The organism is Streptomyces sp. NRRL F-6492, from assembly GCF_001280125.1.
Classification (GTDB): domain Bacteria; phylum Actinomycetota; class Actinomycetes; order Streptomycetales; family Streptomycetaceae; genus Streptomyces.
Window position 1 is genome coordinate 47,291 of record NZ_LGEG01000255.1, and the last position, 21,488, is coordinate 68,778.

The window sequence follows — 21,488 nt, forward strand, 5'->3', positions numbered from 1 at the left end:
TGGGCCTGTACGGTTGCATTCCTGCCTGTGATCCATGTCTCAAGTCCTTCCATATCCGGCACTGTCGTGTCGTATGGTGTTGAGGCGTCTGTAGCGGTATTCGGGGACCTTTGGCCGACTTGGTGGGTCGGGGTCCTCTTTTCTGCGTGAGGCCGGCCCGGCCGTCCTCGGCGGCGCCGAATGACCTGTGGGCCGGGTCCCGGGGCGTGAAGACGCGCCTTCCGGGGCGTGGATCCCGGCGGAGTTCCACGATTCCGCCGGTGCCGGCCTCCCCCACCGGGCGCACCCCGCTCACAAGGCGAGCGTCCCGACAGAGCAAGGATCGACATGGCGTCCAGCCTGACGACGTCTTCGGCCGGGACCCCCGGTTCCGAGAAGACGTTCTTCGGCCACCCCCGTGGTCTGGCCACTCTCTTCATGACCGAGATGTGGGAGCGCTTCTCCTGGTACGGAATGCGCGCCATTCTGGTCCTCTACCTGGTCGCGGCCGTCCTCGACGGTCCCCTCGAAGAGCGTGAGGCGCTGGCCGCCTCCATCTACGGCGTGTACAACGCGGTCGTCTACATGGCCGCGATGCCGGGCGGCTGGGTCGCCGACCGCCTGTGGGGCGCGCGGAAGGCCGTGCTCGTCGGCGGCATCGTCATCGCCCTGGGCCACTTCACCCTGGCCATCCCCTCGGACACGGCGTTCTTCGCGGGCCTCGCCCTCATCGCCGCCGGTACGGGCCTGCTGAAGCCGAACATCTCGGCCATGGTCGGCGGGCTGTACGAGGGGCAGCCGAGCGCCCGCCGCGACGCCGGCTTCACGCTCTTCTACATGTCGATCAACATCGGCGGCATGCTCGCCCCGCTGGTCGTCGGCTACCTCGGCGAGAACGTCGACTGGCACCTCGGCTTCGCCGTCGCCGGCATAGGCATGACGCTCGCCGTCGTCCAGTACGTCCTGGGCTCCCGCCACCTCGGTGACGTCGGCAAGGAGCCGGGCACCCCGGCGACGCCCGAGGAGAAGCGGAACGCGCTGCGCAAGGTGCTGCTGTGGGGCGGTCTGGCCGTCGCCGCGCTCCTCGTGGACCTGGCGCTCGGCACGTACGACATCGAGCACATCGTCAACGTGCTCGCGGTGCTCGGCATCGTGGTGCCGGTCGTGTACTTCGTCGCGATGTACCGCAACCCGGCGCTGGCCGCCGAGGACAAGCCGAAGATCAAGGCGTTCGCGTGGTTCTTCACCACCGCCGTCCTCTTCTGGATGATCTACGACCAGTCGGGCTCGCTGCTCACCCTGTTCGCGGACGGCAAGACCGACCGCATGATCGGCGGCTGGGAGTTCCCGGCCTCCTGGTACCAGTCGGTGAACCCGATGATGGTCATCGTCCTGGCGCCGGTCTTCGCCGCGCTGTGGGTCAAGCTGGCCAAGCGGAACCGCGAGCCCAGCGCCCCCATGAAGTTCGCCCTCGCGATGCTGCTCATCGGCGGCTCGTTCGCCATCATGGGCCTCGCGGGCGCCGCCGCCGCCAACAGCGAGACCGGCAAGGTCACCGTCTTCTGGCTGCTGAGCGTGTACCTCGTCCAGACCATCGGCGAGATGTGCCTCTCCCCGGTCGGCCTGTCCCTGTCGACGAAGCTGGCCCCGAAGCAGTTCGTCGGCCAGATCATGGGCCTGTGGTTCCTGGCCACCGCGACGGGCAACGCCCTGAACGGCTGGACCACCAAGCTCAACGAGCCGCTGGGCGACGCCCTGTACTACTCGCTGTGGGCCGTCGTGGCGGTCGCCGCGGGCCTGGCCTTCATGACCGCGGGCAAGAAGATCCGCGCGCTCATGGGCGACGTCAGCTGATCGGGTCCGTGAACCGGCCCGGCGGCCTGTGACGCCGGGCCGCACGCACGGAGGCCGCCGCACCGATCCGGTGCGGCGGCCTTCGCCGTTCGCGGTCCTGACGGGCCGGTCGGCGGCCTTTCGGCTGCTCGGTGGCCCTTTGTGCGCCCGCTCAGTCGCCGGGGGCCGAGAGCTCGGCCCAGACCGTCTTGCCGGGGGCCCCGGGCGTGCGGTCGATGCCCCAGTCGCGGCACAGCCGCTGCACGATGAACATGCCGTGGCCGCCGGGGCGTCCGGCGCGGTGCGGGGTGCGCGGGGCGGGCTGGCCGGCGCCGCGGTCGGTGACTTCGAGGCGCAGCACCTTGTCCAGCCGCAGGACGCGCAGGCTCTCGGGCCCGTCGGCGTGCAGGCAGGCGTTGGTGACCAGCTCGGAGACGACCAGGAGGACGTCCTCGGCGGCGGCCCTGCGGTCGGCGGTGTCGGCGGGCAGCCAGCCCCACTCGTGGAGCGCCGTCCGCGTGAAGTCGCGGGCGAGCGGCACCGTGCCGCTGGTGTCGCCGAGGGCGAGCGTACGGACGTCGGAAGCTTGGTCCATCAGCGCTTCACCTCACCGATCGACGGGACTGGGGGCAGGACGTGCGGGGCCGGGCCGCGGCGGACGGCGTGCCGGAGCGGCGGGCCCGTGCGGGCCCGGCTCACTCGGGCAGGGCCGTCGCGAGCGTCTCGTGGACGGTGAAGACGGTGTCCGCACCCGTGATGTGGAACACCCGGGCCACCGCGGGCCGCATCCCCGCCAGGTGCACCGCGCCGCCGGCGGCGTCCGCCCGCAGCCGGGCGCCGAGGAGCACGTTGAGTCCGGTCGAGTCGCAGAACTCCAGGCCGGAGCAGTCGACGACGAGCCGCGAACGGCCCGCGTCCAGTGCCCCGTCGAGGGGTTCGCGCAGGAGTTCCGCGGTGTGGTGGTCGAGTTCGCCCACCGGGGTGAGAACTTCGCTCTCCCCCACGGTCCGCGTCTCGACCCGCAGCCGCGCGGGCAGTGCGCTGCCGATGTGTTCGCGGTCCATGGCCGTGCCTCTTCTCGCTCTCGCGGATGCCGACTGACGTCCTCGAACACTACAAGCGGCTTGGCCTCTGATGCACACAGGGTCCATCTCATAACGCGACAAACGGGATTATTGGCACTTGCAACCTTCAGGGTCGAGCAGGTAGGGCTAGAGAGAACACCCGAAACGGCCGGCTCGGAGGCGCCGCAAACCGCTGCGAGAAGAACCCGAAGGAGACCCATGTCACCCCGGCTCGACGCCACGCGTACCCCCGACGCGCCGTCGGCAATCCTTTCCGTCGACCACACCACCCCCCTCCCCGACGAACTCGCCGACCGGCTGCTCGACCGGCCCCTCGACCGGATCGGACCGGTCGACGCGCGCGCCCTGTCGAAGCAGCTCTTCGCCCGCCTCGCGGAGCTGGAGGAGGGCACCCACGACCACGCGTACGTCCGCAACACCCTCGTCGAACTCAACCTCGCCCTCGTCCGCTTCGCCGCCGCCCGGTTCGGCACCCGCAGCGAACCGATGGAGGACATCGTCCAGGTCGGCACCATCGGCCTCATCAAGGCCATCGACCGCTTCGAGCTCTCCCGCGGCGTCGAGTTCCCCACGTTCGCGATGCCGACCATCATCGGCGAGATCAAGCGCTTCTTCCGCGACACCTCCTGGTCCGTGCACGTACCCCGCCGGCTCCAGGAACTCCGCCTCGACCTCGCGCGGGCCACGGACGACCTCTCCCAGCGCCTGGACCGCTCCCCCACCGTCGCCGAGCTCGCCGAGGAACTCGGCATCGCGCCGGAGGAGGTCGTCGAGGGCATGACGGCGAGCAACGCGTACACCGCGAGCTCGCTCGACGCCCAGCCCGCCGAGGAGGACGGCGGAGGCGGCGAGGCCGCGCTCGCCGACCGGCTCGGCTACGAGGACAACGGCATCGTCGGCATCGAGTACATCGCCTCCCTCAAGCCGATGATCGCCTCGCTGCCCTCCCGCGAGCGGCAGATCCTCTCCCTCCGCTTCGTCTCCGGCATGACCCAGTCGGAGATCGGCGAGGAGCTCGGCATCTCCCAGATGCACGTCTCCCGGCTCCTGGCCCGCACGCTCGGCCGGCTGCGCAAGGGCCTCACTCTGGAGGAATGACCTCCGCCTCCCGCCCCGAGCCGCCAAAATGGCCGCAGCCGTGAGAACGGTCGCGGAAGGGCCCGTTCACGGTCTGCCGACCCTGGACGGGCCCTTCCGCGCACCACCACGCGTGCGACCGGGGCGCGTTGTTGACGCGCCGTCCGGAATGGGCCACATTGAGCCCGGGGTTCAGGGGGGAATCACATGGTTTCTGCGTACGCGGACGTGGAAGAACGCATGCGCGGCCGGCTCGGGGGCAGGGAGTGCCTCTACGTGCCGTCGTGCCGCTTCGGCCTCTACCTCGCGCTGCGCCACTGGTGCGCGCCCGGCGGCAGGGTGCTGATGTCACCGGTCAACGACGACGTGATCCTCTTCGTCGTCCTCGCCGCGGGCCTGCGCCCGGTGCAGGCGCCGCTCGACCCGCGCGACGGCTCCGTCGACGCGGCGGCCGTCCCCGACTCCGTCTGGAGCGGCCTGTCGGCCGTCCTCACCACCAACCTGTACGGGAACCCCGACCCGGCACCGGAGCTGCGGGAGCGCTGCGACCGGCTCGGCATCCCGCTGATCGAGGACGCGGCCCACGCGATCGGCTCCACCGTCGGCGGACGCCCGGTCGGCACCTACGGCGAGGCGTCCGTCTTCAGCCTCTCCAAGCACGTCCGCGCCGGGACGGGCGGCTTCCTCGCCCTCGCCGACCCGGCCCTGCGCGACGAACTGGCCGCCGCCCGCGACGCGTTGCTGCACCCGACCCGCGCCACCGCCGAACTCGCCTACCTGGCCAGGCCGTACGCGGAGGCCGCCGTGCGCGGGCTGCGCCTGACCGGGGCCGCCCGCGCCGCGCTGCGGACGCTCGGCCTGGAGGAGCGGGAGGAGATACGGATGCCGCTCCGCCCCGACGCCCTGGCGCGGGCCCTCCCGGCCGCGCCCGCGCTCGAACCCCTCCACTCCTGGATCCGCGTCGACATGCACGACTACCGGCTCCGGCCGAGCGCCGCCAGGCTCCGCCGCACCGGCCGCCGCCTGGCCCGGCTCGACACCGTCCTCGACGCCCACCGGGCGGGCACCGCCCGGCTCCTGGCCAGCGAGTACGGCTCCGCCGCCGGCGAGGCCGGCGCGGAGGCCCGGCCCCTCTTCCGGGTGCCGCTGCTCGTCGAGGACCGGGACGCGGCCGTCGCCGCCCTCGCCCGGCGCCGGATCACCACCGGCTACCTCTACGACCCGCCGCTCGACGCCTACGCGGGCGGGCGCTTCACCGACCCCTCCCCCGCGCCGGAGCGGGCCGCCTGGTTCGCCCGGCACGCCCTGCCCGTGGACCCGCGCCGCGCGGACGCCGCCCTCGCCGCCCTGCGGACCGCCGGACTGCGGCCCGCGCACCCGTCGGCGGCCCTCGGGGGCGCCCGGTGACCGAGACCGTACGGCTGCGGGGCGCGGACCGCGCGGCGGACGCCGACGCCCCCGCGGAGACCGCCGCGCCCCCGGAGGACCCCGGAGGCTCCGGCGACGGCTCCGGCGAGAGCTCCATGTTCCGCAACGCGTACGCCCTGATGCTCTCCACCGGCGTCTCCGCCGCCCTGGGCCTCGGCTTCTGGCTGGTCGCCGCCCGCCACTACTCCGAGGAGGCCGTCGGCCAGGGCTCCGCCGCCATCGCCGCCCAGCGGCTCCTCGCCTCCCTCACCGCGACCACGATGATCGGCGCGGTCGTCCGGTACGTGCCCCGGGCGGGCCGCGCCACCGGGCCGCTCGTGCTGCGCCTGTACCTGGTCAGCACGGTCGTCGTGACCGTGGCCTGCGGGGTCTTCCTGCTCACCCTGGACCGGTGGGGGCCCTCGTACGCCCCCCTCGGCACGCTGTCCGCCGGGCTCTTCTTCACCGCCTCCTGCGTCGGCTGGGCACTGCTCACGCTCCAGGACGGCGTCCTCACCGGCCTGCGGCGGGCGATCTGGGTCCCCGTCGGCAACGCGGTCTTCTCGCTGGGCAAGCTGATCCTGCTCGTCGCCCTGGCCACCGCCGTGCCCGTGCTCGGCGTCTTCGTCTCCTGGTCGGCGGCGATCGCCCTCTCGGTGGTCCCGCTCGCCTGGCTCGTCCTCCGGCGGCTCATCCCCCGGCAGGCGCGCGCCGACCGGGACCGCGAGCCGCCGGGCCTGCGCGAGATCGGCCGGTTCATGGCCGGGGACTCCGTCGGCGCGCTCTTCAGCCTCGCCATGATCAACCTGCTGCCGGTGATGGTCGCCGTCCGCTTCGACGCCGCCCACAACGCCTTCTTCTACACGGCCTACACCGTCGGCGGCACGATGGAGTTCATGGCCATCAACATGGCCTCCTCGCTCACCGCGCACGCCTCGCACAGCCCCGACTCCCTCGCCGAGGGCGTCAGGGGCGCGCTGCGCCGCATGGCGCTGCTGCTCGTCCCGGTCGTCCTCGTCCTGGTCGTCTTCGCGCCGCTGATCCTCGCCCCCTTCGGCCAGGGCTACGCCGACAACGGCTCCACGGTGCTGCGGCTGCTCGCCGCCGGGGCGCTCCCCCGGGTCGTGGTGGAGCTGTACATCGGCGTCCTCCGCGTCCAGGGCCGTACCGGCGCGCTCGCCGCCGTCCAGGCCGGCATGTGCGTCCTGGTGCTGGGCAGCGCGGCCGTGCTGCTCGGCCCGTACGGCATCAGCGGGGCCGGCTGGGCGGTTCTCGGCGGGATGACGGTGATGGCCGCGGCGTGCGTGCCGGGGCTGCGGGCGGTGCTGAAGGGGCGGGAGCCGGAGGTCGCGGCGGCGCCCGTCGCCTCCGACGACGACGGGTACGGCACCAGCTGGGCGCGGCAGAGCGCCTACCTGCGCTCCACGGCCGCCCAGGACACGGTGACGCCCGCGTACGGCATCCCCGTGTACGTGCCCCGGCCGCGCGCCCCCGGGCCCGTACCCGGCGCGCGGCCCCCGGCCGTGGGAAACCGCTCGCTGCCCGCCGTCCGCTGGGCGCTGCTCGCGGGGGCGGCGCTCGCCCTCTGGCTGCCGCTGGCGTTCGCCACCCCGCTCGACGCCGCCCGGCCCTCCGGCCGGGACCTGCTCGCGGCGCTCCCGGTGCCGACCCTGCTGGCCGGCCTTGTGCTGGTCGGCCTCCAGGGCGCGGCGGTCGGCCCGCGCGCCTTCCGCGGCGGGTACGCGGGCGCGGTGCTGCTGGCCACCTTCCTCGCCCTGCACACCGCGCCGGCGCTCCTGGGCCTGCTGCCGCCGGTCGCGGCCGGCCCGGGCGCCGAGCTGCTGGGCACGGGCCCGGCGGCCCGGTTCGCGCCGGTGGTGGCGCAGGGCCTGTGCCTGGTGCTCGCGGCGGTGCTGCTGCGGCTGCTCGGGGCGGGCGGGCGGATCACGGCCGGGGCGGTGTGGGTGCTGACGTGGGCCGGCTGGGCGGCCCAGCAGTCCTTCGCCACCGGACCGCTCCCGCTGCTGCTCGGCCTGTCCGGCGTGACGATGGCGGTGTACGCGATCCGGGGCCTGCGGTCCTGAGCGGGCTCAGCGTCACGGCAGGGGCTGCTTGAAGTACGGGTCCTGCCCGGCCGTCCGGTAGCCGTCGAGTCCTGGCCCGGAGTCGACGGTGAGGTCGCAGCCGGGTCCCGGCACGGGCCGGTTCCAGTGGACGTACGCCTTGGCCTCGGGGAGGGTCGGCGCGATCCGCGGGATCTCGGCGTACCAGTCGCGCTGGCGCTGGGGTTCCCCGGGATCGGGGACGGTGGCGAACTCGGCGAGCATGATCGGTTTCCGGTCGGAGACGTTCGCGCGGAGCCAGTCGTAGGCGGGGCGCTGGCTGGCGTCGAAGTCCCGCCAGGTGTCGGTGCCGTGGCAGCGGTAGTAGTTGTACTGGTCCATGCCGATCCAGTCGACGTACCGGTCACCGGGGTACAGGCGCTTCATCTCGTCGGCCATGCCGAGGTAGCCGGAGACGGTCCACACCCAGACGACGTTGTCGGCGCCGAGCTCCCGGAAGCGGTCGTGGAGGTGGCGGTGGGCGGCGACGTACTCGGCGGGTGTGCCGGCGCCCTCCTTGATACGGGCGTCGACCTCCTGGTCGAAGGAGAGGAAGACCCGTTTGCCGTACTCCTTCACGCGGCGGATCTGCGGGTCGACGATCTCGGCGTCGTACCGCCCGGAGGCGATGTTCTTCCAGCCGAGCTGGGTCTCGGTCCAGCCGGCGTGGTGGGGTTCCTTCCACACGGTGGACTCCCAGGCGAGCATCAGCAGTCGGTCGCGGCCGAGTTCGCGCTCGTCGTCGGTGAGGAGGGTGCCGTCGAGCGCGTTGCCCGACATGTCATGGTACGTGTACACGAGGTCGAGCTTGCGGCCGATCTTCCGCTCGAAGGCGTACACGGGCCGGGTGAGCGAACCGCCCTGGTCGTAGGGGAGGTACGCGCCCCACCAGGCTCCGCAGGGGGCGACGAGCCGGGAGTCGGGGGCGCAGCGGTCGCCGCCCTCGGCGACGGTGGCCCACACCCCTATCCCGGCGGTCAGCGCGCCGACGGCGGCGAGGGCGACCGCGAGGCGTCCGGGGGCGGTGCCCCGGACGTGCCGGTCGCCGGTCACCGGCCCCCACCGGGCCCTCGTTCGCGGGGCAGGAAGGACTCGGCGTCCGCGGGGGCGACGGCGCCTTTGGTGGCGGCGGGCAGCGGGAGGCCCGGGAGGAGGGCGGCGGCCGTGGTGAAGGCGGCGAGCGGGACGAGGAAGGCGGGCACGGAGAAACCTCCGATCAGGAAGAGGAACGTGGCGGTGAGCGCGGCGAGGGCGAGGCTGAGCGGGGCGGCGAGCGCGAACGCCTCCAGGCGGGCGCCCGGGCGCAGTCCGCGGGGCTGCGGGTGGAGCAGGGCGAGGCCGGGGCCGAGGCAGACGAAGAGCAGGACGGGGACCCAGCGGAGCGGGAGGCCGTCGGGGAGGAGGGTCGCGGCGAGGGCGAGCCAGCCGGAGGCGGCGACGGAGGCCCTGACCCGGTGTCCCCGGGTCCGGAGGGCGGGCGCGGTCGGGTCGACGGTCACGAGGCACCGCCCGGGGTGGTGGTCGACGGGGTGTAGGCGAGGACGATCCCGTACGGGTGCTCCTCGACGGTCCTGAACAGCGGGGAGGCCTTGAGCCGGTCGCGCAGGACGGTGAAGCCGCCGGCCGGGAGCAGTCCCTCGCCGGCGGTGTAGACGTCCTGGGTGCGGGTGAGGACGACCTGGGCGGTGACGCCGCGCGGGATGCGGTCGGCGAGGTACCGGGCCGGGTCGGCGAGCATCTTCTCGTTCTCGGCGGGGTCCTGTTCGCAGAACCACCAGTGCTCGACCTCGTCGTAGCGGTGCAGGGCCTGGGGGAAGGAGCCGGAGGTGGCGAGGAGCAGCCCGCCGGCCGGCATCCCGTCGATGGCGCGGGTGACCAGGGCGGACTCGGCGGGCGGGGTGTAGTACATGGCGTCCTTGCCGTAGTACGCGGGCAGGAAACCGGCGGTCAGGGCGAGGAGGACGGCCGGGAGGGCGACGGCGGTGACCCGGCGCCGGGTGACGGCGGCGCGGCTGCGGCGGGCGCCGGCGGCGGTGGGGACGAGCGCGGCGGCGGCGAAGAACGCGGCGCCGGGCAGCCCGAAGAGGTAGACGCGGAAGAGCATCTCGCCGCCGTAGTCGTTGACGGCGAAGAGCGGCAGGGGGGCGGCCGAGGCGAGCAGCAGCGGCAGGGCGCCGCGGGTGAGGCGGCGGCGGGCGAGGACGGCGATGCCGGCGAAGAGGACGACGGCGAGGGCCATGGCGATGCCGGCCTTGCCGGCGAGTTCGGGGCCGGGGCCGGTGAGCTGTCCGGTGTAGCCGGCGCGGGAGTTCTGGGTGAGCCGGCCGAGGGAGTCCTTGAGGGTGCCGAGGGTCTCCAGGAAGAGCGGGCGGCCCATGGTGAGGTTCCAGCCCAGCATGATCAGGCCGGTGACGGCGAGGAGGCCGAGGTTGCGGTAGCGGCGGGTGAGGCAGAGGGCGGCCAGGACGACGCAGAGCATGACCGGGGTGAGCTGGTGGACCGCGTTGACCGCGAGGATCAGCGGGGACAGGATCAGCACCCCGACGGCCCGCTGCCGGGTGGTCGTGGACGGCGGCACGGCGGCGGCGGCCGGGTCGAGCGCGGTGCGGTCGCGGAGCCGTCCGGCGGAGCCGGGCCGGACGAAGTGGCGCAGCACGACGGCGAGCACGGTCAGGTGGAGGACGTAGGCGAGGCCCTGCGGGGCGAGGTAGTCCTGGCCGACCCAGTTGGCGAGCTGGAAGATCCAGACGGCGGTCCAGACGAGTCGCCAGTCCTCGGTGAAGGTGCGGTAGAGGAGCACGAGCACCGGGAGGAGGATCAGGCCGAGGACGATGGGCGCCCAGTTGAGGTAGACGGCGGTGGACTCGACGCCGAAGGCGCGGACGAGGGCCGCGTTGAGGGTGAAGAAGCCGGGCCACTGGTCGTAGGCGGACATGTTGCCGGACAGGGCTGCGTGCGGGCGGAGTTCACCGGCGCCGAGGAGGGTGTTGACGACGGCGTCGTGCTTGGACGCCCACGGGTAGCGCACTGAGTCGTAGAGGACGGCGGGCGCCGCCTTGAGGGCGACGAGGAGTCCGACGCAGTAGACGAGCGGCCAGCCCGGTGAGGTCCCGGCGCGGCGCAGCGCCACCAGGAAGCCCGCGGTGAGGACGACGAGGGAGGCGTAGAAGGGGACGGGCAGCCGGTCGAGGAGTCCGTAGTCGTCCATGAAGCGGAAGTCGACCAGGGGCAGCGAGAGCCCCCACAGGCCGAGGCCGAGCACCAGGAGGGCGGGGGGCAGCCAGGAGAGGGCCGGGACGGGGGTGCGGCGCGGGCGTGGCGCGGGCGTCTCCGGACGGCCGCCGTCCTCCCGCCCGGGGGCGCCGGGCCGCGCGGGCACGGCCCCCTCCCTCACCGGTGCCGACTCCTGGTGGTGCTGTCGCACGACGTGTTCTCCCCCCGCTGTTCCCCCCGGACGGGGCGGGGGGAACGTGCTTCGGTTCTGTCCTGGTGTACGGCTCCCGCCTCGTGCACGGGCCCTGTCGATCCCGGTCCGGCTCGTCCGGCCGGCTTCCGCCGTCGCTCAGCCCGCGAACCGGGGCCCCTTGAGCAGGGCGCGGGCCCTGCGGTACGTCCGCCAGCCGACGGTGGGCAGCGAGTCCGGGTAGGGCGCGGCCTTCGCGCCCCGGCCCTCCATCCACCGCTCGACGTCGGCGACGGTGTGGCTCCGGCGCAGGATGAGCCGGGCGATGCGGTAGACCTCGTCCGTGCCGGAGCTGAGCGCGTGCCGCACGGCGACCGCCGAGGCGTATCCGGCGGCCTCGGCGGCCCGCCGGACGGACGGGCTGTTGTAGCCGTGCGGGTAGGCGAGGTGCGTCACGCCGTGCCCGAGGACGTCTTCGAGGACCGTCTTCGCCTCGCGCAGTTCGCGGCGCAGGGCGTTCGGCGCGAGGGTGTCGAGCTGCGGGTGGGTGACGGTGTGGGCGCCGATCTCCATCCCGTACTCCTCCAGGCGCGGTGCCCGGGAGAGGGTCATCATCGGCGCGGGCGGCAGCAGGCAGGGCCGGCCGGGGGTGATGGCGCCCGTGGTCAGGTACGCGGTGGCCGGGAGGCCGCGCGAGGCGAGGGCCTCGGCGGTCGGCCCGGCCAGGTCGGCGAAGCCGTCGTCGAAGGTGAGGACGACGGGCCGGGGCGGCAGCGGGGCGCCGGTGGCGAGGTGGTCGACGAGGGTGCCGACGGTGACGGCGGTGCGGCCGCTGGCGACGACCGCGTCGAGCTGGGAGGCGAACTCCCGGGGCGAGACGGTGAATTCGGCGATCCAGTCCGGCGGGTCCTCCATCACGGCGTGGTAGAGCAGCACGGGTACGAGGACACGGGGAGGGCGGGGGGCGCGGGGCCGTCCGGACGTGCTCGTCATCGGGAACCCGCCTTCCGCAGGCGGGCCTTGGCGTATCCGAGCGGGCCGTAGAGCATGCCGCGTCGCTCCAGTCGGGAGAGGCTGCGAGGCCAGGGGTGGTGGGTGCCGTGCTCGCCGGGAACGCCGCCGTCCCCGGTCTCCCCCCGCCGGGCGGTCATCGTACGGGCGTGCGCGAGGCCGCGCGGCAGCCGGGCGAGGAGCGCGGGCAGCAGCCGGGGGCGGCGGACCAGGGTCGCGGTGAGGTACGCGGTGAGGCCGGCGCCGTAGCCGTACGCCTGGTTCCGCAGGTCCTGCCAGGTGTCGCGGTGGTGGTGCCAGACGAGGGCCGCGGAGGTGTAGCGGAGGCGGAAGCCGGCGGAGAGGACGGCGACGAAGGCGTACAGGTCGTCGCCGCCCCTCGCGGCGGTCCCGGTGCCGGTGGCGGGGTCGAAGCCGCCGGCCCGGCGCAGGGCCTCGGCGCGGAAGGCCATGTTGGCGCCGGAGCCGAAGCCGCCGGCCGTGAACGGGAAGAGCGGTTCGTCGGCGGGCGGCCGGGCCGGGTCGTACAGGCGCGGGGCGAAGCCCTTGGCGAACCCGCCGTGCGATTCGAGGAGGACCTGCGCGGGGGTGGCGAGCCGGGCGGGCAGGATCAGGCCGGTGACGCAGCCGAGGCCGGGGTCGGCGGCGAAGGGGGTGCTGAGCGCGGTCAGCCAGTGCGGGTCGGCGATGACGTCGTCGTCGGTGAAGGCCAGCACCTCGCCGTCGGCGGCGGCGACCCCGGTGTTGTGGGCGACGGCGAGGCCGGGGACGTCCTCGCGGACGTACCGGACGCGGTCGGCGTACTTCCGGGCGATCAGGTCACGGGTGTCCGTGGTCCGGGGCGCGTTGTCGACGACGATCAGCTCGAAGTCCGGGTGGTCCTGGGCGAGGAGCGAGTCGAGGGCGCGGGCGAGCCGCTCGGGGCGCTCACGGGTGGCGACGACGACGGAGGCGCGGGGCGGGGTGACCGTGCCGGACTCGTCGCGGGTCTCCGCCCGGTTCCGCGCGAGCCGCTCGGCGTCGGAGGGGGGCGCGGTCCGGGCGAGCCGTTCGCGGGCGAGGGCGGCGAGCACCTCGGCGGGGTCCTCGCCGTCCGCGACGGTCCCGACGACGGTGGCGGCGGGCCGTCCCCGGAGCCGTACGAGCGCGTAGACGTCACCGCTCCCGGCCTCCGGCCCGCCCGGCGCGGGCCGGAACGACAGGACGGGTCCCCCGGGCGCGGCGAGGTCGAGCTCGGCGACGGAGAGGGGACGGGGAGCGGGGTGGTTCAACGGGGGTCTCCCGGGGGACGTGCGGACGGGTGCGCGGGCGGGTCCGGGAGGGTCAGCGCTCGCCCCGCAGGCGGGCGATCCGGTGGAGGGCGGTGCGGCCGCGGGCGGCGAGGGCGGGGCGCTCGCGGACGAAGGCGTGGAGACGGCGGGCGGGTTCGCGTCCGACCCAGTGGAGGGCGGCGCGGGCGCCGGGCCGGATGACGGCCCCCTCGTACACGGTCAGCTCCCCGGTCTTGAGGGCGTCCTTGTACTCGGCGTCGCCGCGCCCCAGGTCGAGCACGCCGATCCCGGCGGCGGCCGCGGCCTCGGCCATCCGCAGGTGGAGGACGAGGCCGGGCGAGTACTTGGCGAACCCGGGGTCGTACGCGGGGAACCAGCAGGACAGGACGGTCGCGGACCGGAGCCCGAAATGGGCGGCGACGGGCCGCTCGCCCACGTACAGCACGGAGAGCACGCCGGAGCAGCCGGGAGCGCGGAGCGCGTGCAGGCGGCGGACGAGGGCGGTGATCCACTCCTTGGCGAAGCGGTCGCGGCGGCCGGTCCTGCGGTACTGGGCGGACTTCCACTCCATGAGGGTGCGCAGGGCCGCCGGGTCGCGCTCGTCGAAGACGAAGCGGACCTCGCCGCCGGCCTGGCGGGCGAGCCGCCGCTCCTTGGCGAGGGTGGTCCTCAGGAACTTGGGGGACCGGACGCGCAGGAGGGCCTCGTAGGCGGCGTACCCCTCGCCGACGTCGATCACGGGCGAGGCGAAGGACTCGACGGCGGCGCCCTCGAAGACGGGCTGGCCGTCCTCCAGGTTGTCGAACTCCCAGTCGGCGAGCCCGCAGCGGCGCAGCAGGGCGCGCGCGCCGGGCCGCAGCCCGTCCCGGAGGACGGCCCCCTGGCTGTCGGAGACGCCGAACCCGATGGCACGGCCCTGCCCCAACGGCCCCTTCTCGTACGGGAAGAACCCGACGGGCTCGTCCCCCTCCCACCAGACGGCGACCCGCGCCCGGGGCCGCACCTCGGCGACCGCGCGCGTGAACTCCGGCTCCATGAAGGGATTGGCGGGCGCGCCGGACCCGGCCCGCAGCTCCCGCCACGCCTCGATCTCGCGCGCGCTCAGCTCCCCCGGCCTCACGACCCGCATGCGGACAGCGCTCACCCTGCCGACCCCCCGGTCTTCCCCCCTGAGTCCCGCCAGGACAGGACGGTACCGGTCCGCAACGCTCGGAGACAGGGATACTCGGTCTTTCCGTGACCAACCCGTGAAGGTGGGGACAGGACGAAGTCCCCTGCGGGTACGGGCGCTTCCCGCCCACCGCCCCGGAAACCCCGTGGCGACGGCGCGAGGGCCCCCGGTACCGTCGGCCGTCCCTTTCCCGGAACGAAGGCGACGCCATGACCACCCCCCGCCCGACGACGACCCTCTGGCGCCCCACGGGCCCCGTGGAGCTGGGCCTCGTCCGGGAGTCGGGGTGGCGCGCCTGGCCGCCGCGGCTTCCGGAGCAGCCGATCTTCTATCCGGTGATGAACGAGGACTACGCGATCCGGATCGCCCGCGACTGGAACGTGAAGCACAGCGGCGCGGGCTTCGTCACGCGCTTCGAGGTCGACACGGAGTTCCTGCGCAGGTACCCGGTCCAGCGGGCGGGCGGACGGACGATCCTGGAGCTGTGGGTGCCGGCGGAGGAGCTGGAGGAGTTCAACGCGCATATCGTGGGGGAGATCCAGGTGGTCCACGAGTTCCGCTGAGAGCCGTCCCCGTGCCGAGGAGTACCCGATGAGCGTGCGCCGCGTCGTCCCCAACCTCCGGACGACCGCCCCGGAGGAGAACAGGGACTTCTACGGTCTCCTCGGCTTCGAGCAGGTCATGGACCACGGCTGGATCGCGACCCTCGCCTCGCCGGCCGTCCCCGCCGCCCAGCTCAGCCTGATGGGCGCGGACCCGACCGCCCCCGTCGCCCCGGACCTGAGCGTGGAGGTGGCGGACGTGGACGCGGTGTACGCGGCGGTGCGGGCGGCGGGCGCGGAGGTCGTGCACCCGCTGACGGACGAGGAGTGGGGCGTCCGCCGCTTCTTCGTACGGGACCCGGACGGCCGGGTCGTCAACGTGCTCGGCCACCGGGCCTGAGGGGGGCCACCGGCCGCGGGCGCCCGAGGCGCCGCGCCGTCACCGGCCGGGCTGCGGCTCGCCCAGGACCTCGCCGCCGATGTGCGCGGCGAGCTTCCGGGACGTCCTCCAGGAGGTACAGCGGAAGGTGGCGCTCCAGCACGTCGTCGCCCGCCGCCGCGACGTCCGGGTCGAACCGGAGGTGCTCCCCCGTCGGCCCGGTGCGCACCCCCGCGTAGTTGAACTCCGCCCCGGGCAGGACCTCCGCCATCCGCCGGAGGTCCGCGACCGTCTCCAGCTCCGCGAAGAGCCCGACCTCGTCGTCCCGCTCCGCCAGCAGTCCGCACAGACGCCTGGCCCGCGCGTACGCCGTCACCGCGTCGGTGGTCCGGAAGACCGCGTACGCCCTCGAATTGCCCATGGTGGGAACGGTCGGGAGGACGGGGCGTCGGGGGGATCCGCGGACGGCGACCTGCCGTTCCTGATCCCGTGCCAGACCTTCAGACCACCCGCACGCCCCTCCGCCACACCTCCGACACCAGCGGCACCCCCGGCCGGTAGGCCAGGTGGACGTGGGACGGGGCGTTCAGGAGGGTGAGGTCGGCGCGGGTGCCGGGGGTGAGGCGGCCGACGTCCGTGCGGCGGAGGGCCGCCGCGCCGCCGGCCGTGGCGGACCAGAGGGCCTCGTCGGGGGTCATGCCCATGTCCCGGACCGCCAGGGCGACGCAGAAGGGGACGGAGGAGGTGAAGGAGGAGCCCGGGTTGCAGTCCGTGGAGAGGGCCACCGTGACGCCCGCGTCCAGGAGGCGGCGGGCGTCCGGCCACTCGGCGCGGGTGGAGAACTCCGCCCCCGGCAGGAGGGTGGCGACCGTGTTCCCCGACGCCAGGGCGTCGACGTCCTCGTCCGTCAGGTGCGTGCAGTGGTCCGCGCTCGCCGCGTCGAGCTCCACCGCCAGCTGGACGCCGGGGCCGTACGTGAGCTGGTTGGCGTGGATCCTGGGGTGGAGGCCCTTCGCCTTGCCCGCCGTGAGGATCGCGCGGGCCTGGTCGCCGTCGAAGGCGCCCTTCTCGCAGAAGACGTCCACCCAGCGGGCGTACGGGGCGCAGGCGTCGAGCATCTCGCCCGTCACCAGGTCCACGTACGCGGCCGGGTCGTCGGCGTGGTCCGGGGGGACGATGTGCGCGCCGAGGTAGGTGACCTCGTCGGTGTGCTCGGCGGCGATGCGCAGGGCACGGGCCTCGTCCTCGACCGTCAGGCCGTAGCCGGACTTCGTCTCGAAGGTGGTCGTGCCCTGGGCGAGGGCCTCGCGCAGGTAGCGGGCGACGTTCGCCGACAGGGCCTCGTCGCTCGCCGCGCGGGTCGCCGCCACCGTCGTGCGGATGCCGCCCGCCCGGTACGGCTGCCCGGACATGCGGGCGTTGAACTCGGCCGTGCGGTCGCCCGCGAAGACCAGGTGGGAGTGGGAGTCGACGAAGCCGGGGATCACGGCCCGGCCGCCCGCGTCGACCCGGTTGTCAGTGGTCGGTGCTTTGCTGGATTCACCGACCCAGACGACCCGGTCGCCTTCGACGACGACGGCCGCGTCCCGGATCAGACCCAGAGGACTTCCATCACCGAGGGAGGGATCGTTGGTGACCAGGCTCGCGATGTTGACGATGGCGGTGGCGGGCGTCGCCACGGCGCTGTTCGCGCTCGTGGGGGCGGAGGTCTCCGCCGCGCTGTTCCTCGCCTCGGGGCCGGTGTTCATGGTGAGGGGTGTCTCCTTCAGCCGCGCAGGGCGGCGATCGAGTCGGCGAGGGCCCGCGGCACGTCCGGTACGGACGAGTGGACCCCGTCCCGTACGACGTGGCGGCCGCCCACGACCGTGTGGCGCACGTCCGCTGCCGACGCCGCGAATACCGCCGTCTCGGCTGCCAGACGCGGTGCCGGTCCCGCTGTCCTGACGGAGTCCAGGGCGATCGTCGTGAAGTCGGCGAGGGCGCCCGGCGTCAGCTCGCCCGCCTCCTGCCAGCCCAGGGCCGCGTGGCCGTCCGCCGTCGCCGCGCGGAGCAGCGCGGCCGCCGTCCAGTGGCCCCGGATGTGGGTGCGCAGGCGCTCGTTCAGCTCCATGGCCCGCGCCTCTTCGAGGATGTCGACGACCGCGTGGCTGTCGCTGCCCAGGGAGAGGGGGGAGCCGGCGCGCTGGAGGTCCACCGCCGGGCCGATGCCGTCCGCGAGGTCGCGTTCGGTCGTCGGGCACATGCAGGTGCCGGTCGACGTCGCGCCGAGGAGGGCGATGTCGCCGGGGGTGAGGTGGGTGTTGTGGACGCCGGTGGTGCGGGGGCCGAGCACGCCGTGTTCGGAGAGGAGCTGCGTGGGGGTGCGGCCGTGGGCCGCCAGGCAGGCGTCGTTCTCGGCCGTCTGCTCCGAGAGGTGGACGTGCAGGGGGGCCTCCCGGCGCCGGGCCCAGTCGGCCACCGTGGCCAGCTGGTCCGCCGGGACCGCCCGTACGGAGTGGATCGCCGCCCCGATCCGTACGCCGTCCCGCTCCTTGAGGGCCGAGGCCCGCTCGGCCCAGGCGTCCGCCGTGCCGTCGGTGAAGCGGAGCTGGTGGTGGTCGGGCGCGGCGCCGAAGCCGGAGGAGAGGTAGGCGGTGTCGAGGAGGGTGATGCGGATGCCCGCCTCGGCGGCGGCCGCGATCAGGGCCTCCCCCATGGCGTTGGGGTCGGCGTACGGGGTGCCGCCGGGGGCGTGGTGGAGGTAGTGGAACTCGCCGACGGAGGTGATGCCGGCGAGCGCCATCTCCGCGTAGACCGCGCGGGCGAGGGCGAAGTAGCTGTCGGGGGTGAGGCGTTGGGCGACCTGGTACATGGTCTCGCGCCAGGTCCAGAAGGTGCCGGAGCCGACCTGGACCCTGCCGCGCAGGGCGCGGTGGAAGGCGTGCGAGTGGGCGTTGGCCAGGCCCGGGACCGTCAGGCCCCGCAGGACCTCCGCGCCCGGGGGCGGGGTCTCCACGCCCGTGCGGACCGACGCGATCCGGCCGTCCGCCACCTCCAGGGCGACGCCCGGCTCGACCACGGGGTCGATCCAGGCGTGCTCCAGCCAGTACGTGGTCGTCAGCGGCACGCCAGCTCCTCCAGTACGTCGGCGAGTGCGCGGACCCCGGCCAGGCAGTCGTCCTCGGCCGCGAACTCGGCCGGGGAGTGCGAGACGCCCGTGGGGTTCCGTACGAACAGCATGGCGGTCGGGATCGATTCGGACAAAATACCCGCGTCGTGGCCCGCGCCCGTGCCGAGGACCGGGACCTTGCCCGGGGTGCCCGTGGCGCCCGCGGCCGCGTCGCCCAGGATCCGGGACAGCTCGTCGCGCAGGGCGTGCGAGAAGTCCACGACCGGGGTGAAGGACTCGCGGACGACCGTGAGGTCGATGCCGTGGCGGTCGGCGTAGTCGCGGGCCGCCGTCTCGACGCCCGTGACGACCGCGTCCAGGGCGCCCTGGTCGGCGGCGCGCGCGTCGAGCCAGCCGCGCACGAGGGAGGGGATGGCGTTGACGCCGTTGGGCTCGACCGCGATCTTGCCGAAGGTGGCGACGGCGCCCGCGAGTTCGGCCTCGCGGCGGGCGGCGAGGACGGTCTCGGCGTAGGTGAGCATCGGGTCGCGGCGGTCCACCAGCCGGGTGGTGCCGGCGTGGTTGGCCTCGCCCGCGAAGTCGTACCGCCAGCGGCCGTGCGGCCAGATGGAGGAGGCGATGCCGACGGCGTCGCCGGACAGGTCCAGGGCCCGGCCCTGCTCGACGTGCAGTTCGACGAAGGCGCCGACGCGGGCGAGCCGCTCCGGGTCGGGGCCGATGGCCTCGGGGTCGTACCCGGCGGCCTCCATGGCCTGCGGGAGGCTGATCCCGTCGCCGTCGCGCAGCTCGTGCGCCTGCTCCTTCGTCAGGCGTCCGGCGGTGAGCCGGGAGCCGACGCAGGCGAGGCCGAAGCGGGCGCCCTCCTCGTCGCCGAAGTTGACGATGGCGAGGGGGCGCTTGAACGAGACGCCCCGGGAGCGCAGTTCGTCGAGGGCGGCGAAGGAGGAGACGACGCCGAGGGGGCCGTCGAAGGCGCCGCCGTCGGGGACGGAGTCCAGGTGGGAGCCGGTGACGACGGCGTCGCCCGCGGCGGGGTCGCCGAGCCAGGCCCACTGGTTGCCGTTGCGGTCGGTCTCGACGTCCAGGCGGCGGGCCTCGGCCTGCATCCGGAACCAGAGGCGGCAGTCGGCGTCGGCGCCGGTCCAGGCGTAGCGCCGGTAGCCGCCGGAGGCGTCGCTGCGGCCGAGGGGCCGCAGCGAGCGCCACATGGCGTGGAAGCTGTCGCTCACGCGGAGCCTTCCCCGGAGCCGGACGCGTCGGAGCCGGACGCGGCGGAGGCGGACGCGTCGGAGGCGGACGCGTCGGCGCCCTCGCGCATCGGGACCCGGACGCCCTTCTCGTCGGCGACCCGCTCCGCGATGTCGTAGCCCGCGTCGACGTGCCGGATGACGCCCATGCCCGGGTCGTTCGTCAGCACGCGGCGGATCTTCTCGCCCGCGAGGGCCGTGCCGTCGGCCACCGAGACCTGGCCCGCGTGGATGGAGCGGCCCATGCCGACGCCGCCGCCGTGGTGGAGGGAGACCCAGGAGGCGCCGGAGGCGACGTTGACCATGGCGTTGAGCAGCGGCCAGTCCGCGATGGCGTCGGAGCCGTCGAGCATGGCCTCGGTCTCGCGGTACGGGGAGGCGACCGAGCCGCAGTCCAGGTGGTCGCGGCCGATGGCGAGGGGCGCGGCGAGGGTGCCGTTGCCGACCATGTCGTTGAACATGTCGCCGGCCTTGTCGCGCTCGCCCTGGCCGAGCCAGCAGATGCGGGCGGGCAGGCCCTGGAAGTGGACGCGCTCGCCGGCCATCTTGATCCAGCGGTGCAGCGACTCGTTCTCCGGGAAGAGGTCGAGGATCGCCCTGTCGGTCTTGTGGATGTCCGAGGCCTCGCCGGAGAGGGCGGCCCAGCGGAACGGGCCCTTGCCCTCGCAGAACAGCGGGCGGATGTACGCCGGGACGAAGCCCGGGAAGGCGAAGGCGCGGTCGTAGCCGGCGAGCTGTGCCTCGCCGCGGATCGAGTTGCCGTAGTCGAAGACCTCGGCGCCCGCGTCCATGAAGCCGACCATGGCCTCGACGTGCCGGGCCATCGACTCGCGGGCCCGGGTGGTGAAGCCGGCCGGGTCCTTCGCCGCCGCGTCGGCCATGTCCTCGAAGGCGACGCCGACGGGGAGGTAGGAGAGCGGGTCGTGGGCGGAGGTCTGGTCCGTGACGATGTCGATCGGGGCGCCCTCGGCCAGCATGCGCGGGAGCAGCTCGGCCGCGTTGCCGAGGAGGCCGACGGAGAGCGGGCGGCGGGCGTCGCGGGCCTCGGTGGCGAGCGCGAGGGCGTGCTCCAGGGAGTCGGCCCTGACGTCCAGGTAGCGGTGCTCGATGCGGCGCTCGATGGCGCGCGGGTCGACGTCGATACAGATCGCGACGCCGTCGTTCATCGTCACGGCGAGCGGCTGGGCGCCGCCCATGCCGCCGAGTCCGGCGGTCAGGGTGATGGTGCCGGCCAGGGTGCCGCCGAACTTCTTGGCGGCGACGGCGGCGAAGGTCTCGTAGGTGCCCTGGAGGATGCCCTGGGTGCCGATGTAGATCCAGGAGCCGGCCGTCATCTGGCCGTACATGGTGAGGCCGAGCTGCTCCAGGCGCCGGAACTCCTCCCAGTTCGCCCAGTCGCCGACGAGGTTGGAGTTGGCGATGAGGACGCGCGGGGCCCACTCGTGGGTCTGCATGACGCCGACCGGACGGCCGGACTGGACGAGCATCGTCTCGTCCTGCTTGAGGGTGCGCAGGGTGCGGACCATCGCGTCGAAGGAGCGCCAGTCGCGGGCGGCCTTGCCGGTGCCGCCGTAGACGACGAGCTTGTCGGGGTGCTCGGCGACCTCGGGGTCCAGGTTGTTCTGGAGCATCCGGAGGGCGGCCTCCTGCTGCCATCCCAGGGCGCTCAGTTCCGTACCGCGCGGGGCCCGTACGGGGCGGGGTCCTGACATGGCGGTGCCTCCTCGAATGTCGTTCGGATATTCACATCCTGGCGGTATGAATAGTTGTAGTCAACAGGGCCGGGCGGGAGGCGCGGGAGGGGACCCGCCCCCTCCCGCTCCCCCGCCGGACGAAAGCCGGACCCCCTCCCGCGCCTCCCGCCGGACGAAA

At 74.2% G+C, this 21,488-nt stretch carries 19 protein-coding genes; 6 read left to right on the forward strand and 13 right to left on the reverse strand.

Going from position 1 to position 21,488, the window contains the following annotated elements; genetic code table 11:
- The first annotated feature begins 327 nt into the window (after window positions 1-327).
- Window positions 328-1,833, forward strand: a complete 1,506-nt coding sequence (locus tag ADL08_RS28885; RefSeq protein WP_053648160.1) for a peptide MFS transporter — start codon at window positions 328-330, stop codon at window positions 1,831-1,833.
- 151 nt (window positions 1,834-1,984) lie between these two features.
- On the opposite strand, the gene ADL08_RS28890 is transcribed toward ADL08_RS28885, so the two are convergent.
- Entirely contained in the window at window positions 1,985-2,407 is a 423-nt protein-coding gene (locus ADL08_RS28890) for an ATP-binding protein (RefSeq protein WP_053648161.1), read from the reverse strand.
- Window positions 2,408-2,507: 100 nt separating this feature from the next.
- Complete coding sequence (locus ADL08_RS28895; RefSeq protein WP_053648163.1) at window positions 2,508-2,876, reverse strand: STAS domain-containing protein; 369 nt, start codon at window positions 2,874-2,876, stop codon at window positions 2,508-2,510.
- 219 nt (window positions 2,877-3,095) lie between these two features.
- Here ADL08_RS28895 and ADL08_RS28900 point away from each other — a divergent pair, with 219 nt between their 5' ends.
- The 3 genes from ADL08_RS28900 to ADL08_RS28910 all read left to right on the forward strand — a co-directional run bounded on the left by ADL08_RS28900 (window position 3,096) and on the right by ADL08_RS28910 (window position 7,465).
- A complete protein-coding gene (locus tag ADL08_RS28900) occupies window positions 3,096-3,995 on the forward strand; it encodes an RNA polymerase sigma factor SigF (protein ID WP_053648165.1) in 900 nt (299 codons plus the stop codon).
- Between the two features lie 186 nt (window positions 3,996-4,181).
- On the forward strand, window positions 4,182-5,381 hold the full coding sequence (locus tag ADL08_RS28905; RefSeq protein WP_234352301.1) for a DegT/DnrJ/EryC1/StrS family aminotransferase: 1,200 nt from the start codon (window positions 4,182-4,184) through the stop codon (window positions 5,379-5,381).
- On the forward strand, window positions 5,378-7,465 hold the full coding sequence (locus ADL08_RS28910; protein WP_053648169.1) for a lipopolysaccharide biosynthesis protein: 2,088 nt from the start codon (window positions 5,378-5,380) through the stop codon (window positions 7,463-7,465). Before ADL08_RS28905 ends, ADL08_RS28910 begins: the two co-directional genes overlap by 4 nt.
- 12 nt (window positions 7,466-7,477) lie before the next feature.
- On the opposite strand, the gene ADL08_RS28915 is transcribed toward ADL08_RS28910, so the two are convergent.
- The 6 genes from ADL08_RS28915 to ADL08_RS28940 form a co-directional block, all read right to left on the reverse strand.
- Window positions 7,478-8,536, reverse strand: a complete 1,059-nt coding sequence (locus tag ADL08_RS28915; protein ID WP_053648170.1) for a glycoside hydrolase family 26 protein — start codon at window positions 8,534-8,536, stop codon at window positions 7,478-7,480.
- Entirely contained in the window at window positions 8,533-8,982 is a 450-nt protein-coding gene (locus tag ADL08_RS28920) for a hypothetical protein (protein WP_053648172.1), read from the reverse strand. Before ADL08_RS28920 ends, ADL08_RS28915 begins: the two co-directional genes overlap by 4 nt.
- The gene (locus ADL08_RS28925) at window positions 8,979-10,907 is read right to left on the reverse strand and encodes a hypothetical protein (protein WP_078968555.1); all 1,929 of its coding nucleotides are present in this window, start codon (window positions 10,905-10,907) and stop codon (window positions 8,979-8,981) included. The genes ADL08_RS28920 and ADL08_RS28925 overlap by 4 nt, the downstream gene beginning before the upstream one ends.
- A 138-nt stretch (window positions 10,908-11,045) precedes the next feature.
- Complete coding sequence (locus ADL08_RS28930; RefSeq protein ID WP_234352302.1) at window positions 11,046-11,879, reverse strand: polysaccharide deacetylase family protein; 834 nt, start codon at window positions 11,877-11,879, stop codon at window positions 11,046-11,048.
- Complete coding sequence (locus ADL08_RS28935; RefSeq protein WP_053648175.1) at window positions 11,876-13,168, reverse strand: glycosyltransferase; 1,293 nt, start codon at window positions 13,166-13,168, stop codon at window positions 11,876-11,878. The genes ADL08_RS28930 and ADL08_RS28935 overlap by 4 nt, the downstream gene beginning before the upstream one ends.
- Window positions 13,169-13,220: 52 nt before the next feature.
- Complete coding sequence (locus tag ADL08_RS28940; RefSeq protein ID WP_053648177.1) at window positions 13,221-14,297, reverse strand: GNAT family N-acetyltransferase; 1,077 nt, start codon at window positions 14,295-14,297, stop codon at window positions 13,221-13,223.
- Between the two features lie 251 nt (window positions 14,298-14,548).
- On the opposite strand from ADL08_RS28940, the gene ADL08_RS28945 reads away from it, so the two are divergent.
- Window positions 14,549-14,902 carry a hypothetical protein gene (locus ADL08_RS28945; protein WP_053648179.1) on the forward strand — a complete coding sequence of 118 codons (354 nt, stop codon included), beginning with the start codon at window positions 14,549-14,551 and terminating at the stop codon, window positions 14,900-14,902.
- Window positions 14,903-14,930: 28 nt separating this feature from the next.
- Window positions 14,931-15,281 (forward strand): VOC family protein, encoded by a 351-nt coding sequence (locus ADL08_RS28950; RefSeq protein ID WP_053648181.1) that lies wholly within the window; start codon window positions 14,931-14,933, stop codon window positions 15,279-15,281.
- Here the strand turns inward: ADL08_RS28950 and ADL08_RS28955 are convergent.
- The 5 genes from ADL08_RS28955 to hutU form a co-directional block, all read right to left on the reverse strand.
- The gene (locus tag ADL08_RS28955; protein WP_199837107.1) at window positions 15,256-15,681 is read right to left on the reverse strand and encodes a hypothetical protein; all 426 of its coding nucleotides are present in this window, start codon (window positions 15,679-15,681) and stop codon (window positions 15,256-15,258) included. The genes ADL08_RS28950 and ADL08_RS28955 overlap by 26 nt on opposite strands.
- 79 nt (window positions 15,682-15,760) lie before the next feature.
- Entirely contained in the window at window positions 15,761-17,008 is a 1,248-nt protein-coding gene (gene hutI, locus ADL08_RS28960; RefSeq protein ID WP_053648183.1) for an imidazolonepropionase, read from the reverse strand.
- A 17-nt stretch (window positions 17,009-17,025) separates the two neighbouring features.
- Window positions 17,026-18,366, reverse strand: coding sequence for a formimidoylglutamate deiminase (locus tag ADL08_RS28965; protein WP_053648185.1), 1,341 nt, complete (start codon window positions 18,364-18,366; stop codon window positions 17,026-17,028).
- Window positions 18,357-19,577: an allantoate amidohydrolase gene (locus tag ADL08_RS28970; protein ID WP_063885372.1), complete on the reverse strand. Its 1,221-nt coding sequence runs from the start codon at window positions 19,575-19,577 to the stop codon at window positions 18,357-18,359. The genes ADL08_RS28965 and ADL08_RS28970 overlap by 10 nt, the downstream gene beginning before the upstream one ends.
- A 17-nt stretch (window positions 19,578-19,594) precedes the next feature.
- Window positions 19,595-21,328, reverse strand: a complete 1,734-nt coding sequence (hutU, locus tag ADL08_RS28975) for a urocanate hydratase (RefSeq protein ID WP_053648189.1) — start codon at window positions 21,326-21,328, stop codon at window positions 19,595-19,597.
- Window positions 21,329-21,488: the final 160 nt, after the last annotated feature.

Coding starts and splice junctions, on each gene's coding strand:
- ADL08_RS28945 (WP_053648179.1), top strand. CDS start 14,549: ATGACCACCCCCCGCCCGACGACGACCCTCTGGCGCCCCACGGGCCCC.
- ADL08_RS28900 (WP_053648165.1), top strand. CDS start 3,096: ATGTCACCCCGGCTCGACGCCACGCGTACCCCCGACGCGCCGTCGGCA.
- ADL08_RS28890 (WP_053648161.1), bottom strand. CDS start 2,407: ATGGACCAAGCTTCCGACGTCCGTACGCTCGCCCTCGGCGACACCAGC.
- ADL08_RS28905 (WP_234352301.1), top strand. CDS start 4,182: ATGGTTTCTGCGTACGCGGACGTGGAAGAACGCATGCGCGGCCGGCTC.
- hutI (WP_053648183.1), bottom strand. CDS start 17,008: ATGAACACCGGCCCCGAGGCGAGGAACAGCGCGGCGGAGACCTCCGCC.
- ADL08_RS28895 (WP_053648163.1), bottom strand. CDS start 2,876: ATGGACCGCGAACACATCGGCAGCGCACTGCCCGCGCGGCTGCGGGTC.
- ADL08_RS28940 (WP_053648177.1), bottom strand. CDS start 14,297: ATGCGGGTCGTGAGGCCGGGGGAGCTGAGCGCGCGCGAGATCGAGGCG.
- ADL08_RS28930 (WP_234352302.1), bottom strand. CDS start 11,879: ATGACGAGCACGTCCGGACGGCCCCGCGCCCCCCGCCCTCCCCGTGTC.
- ADL08_RS28950 (WP_053648181.1), top strand. CDS start 14,931: ATGAGCGTGCGCCGCGTCGTCCCCAACCTCCGGACGACCGCCCCGGAG.
- ADL08_RS28955 (WP_199837107.1), bottom strand. CDS start 15,681: ATGGGCAATTCGAGGGCGTACGCGGTCTTCCGGACCACCGACGCGGTG.
- ADL08_RS28970 (WP_063885372.1), bottom strand. CDS start 19,577: ATGTGGCGCTCGCTGCGGCCCCTCGGCCGCAGCGACGCCTCCGGCGGC.
- hutU (WP_053648189.1), bottom strand. CDS start 21,328: ATGTCAGGACCCCGCCCCGTACGGGCCCCGCGCGGTACGGAACTGAGC.
- ADL08_RS28885 (WP_053648160.1), top strand. CDS start 328: ATGGCGTCCAGCCTGACGACGTCTTCGGCCGGGACCCCCGGTTCCGAG.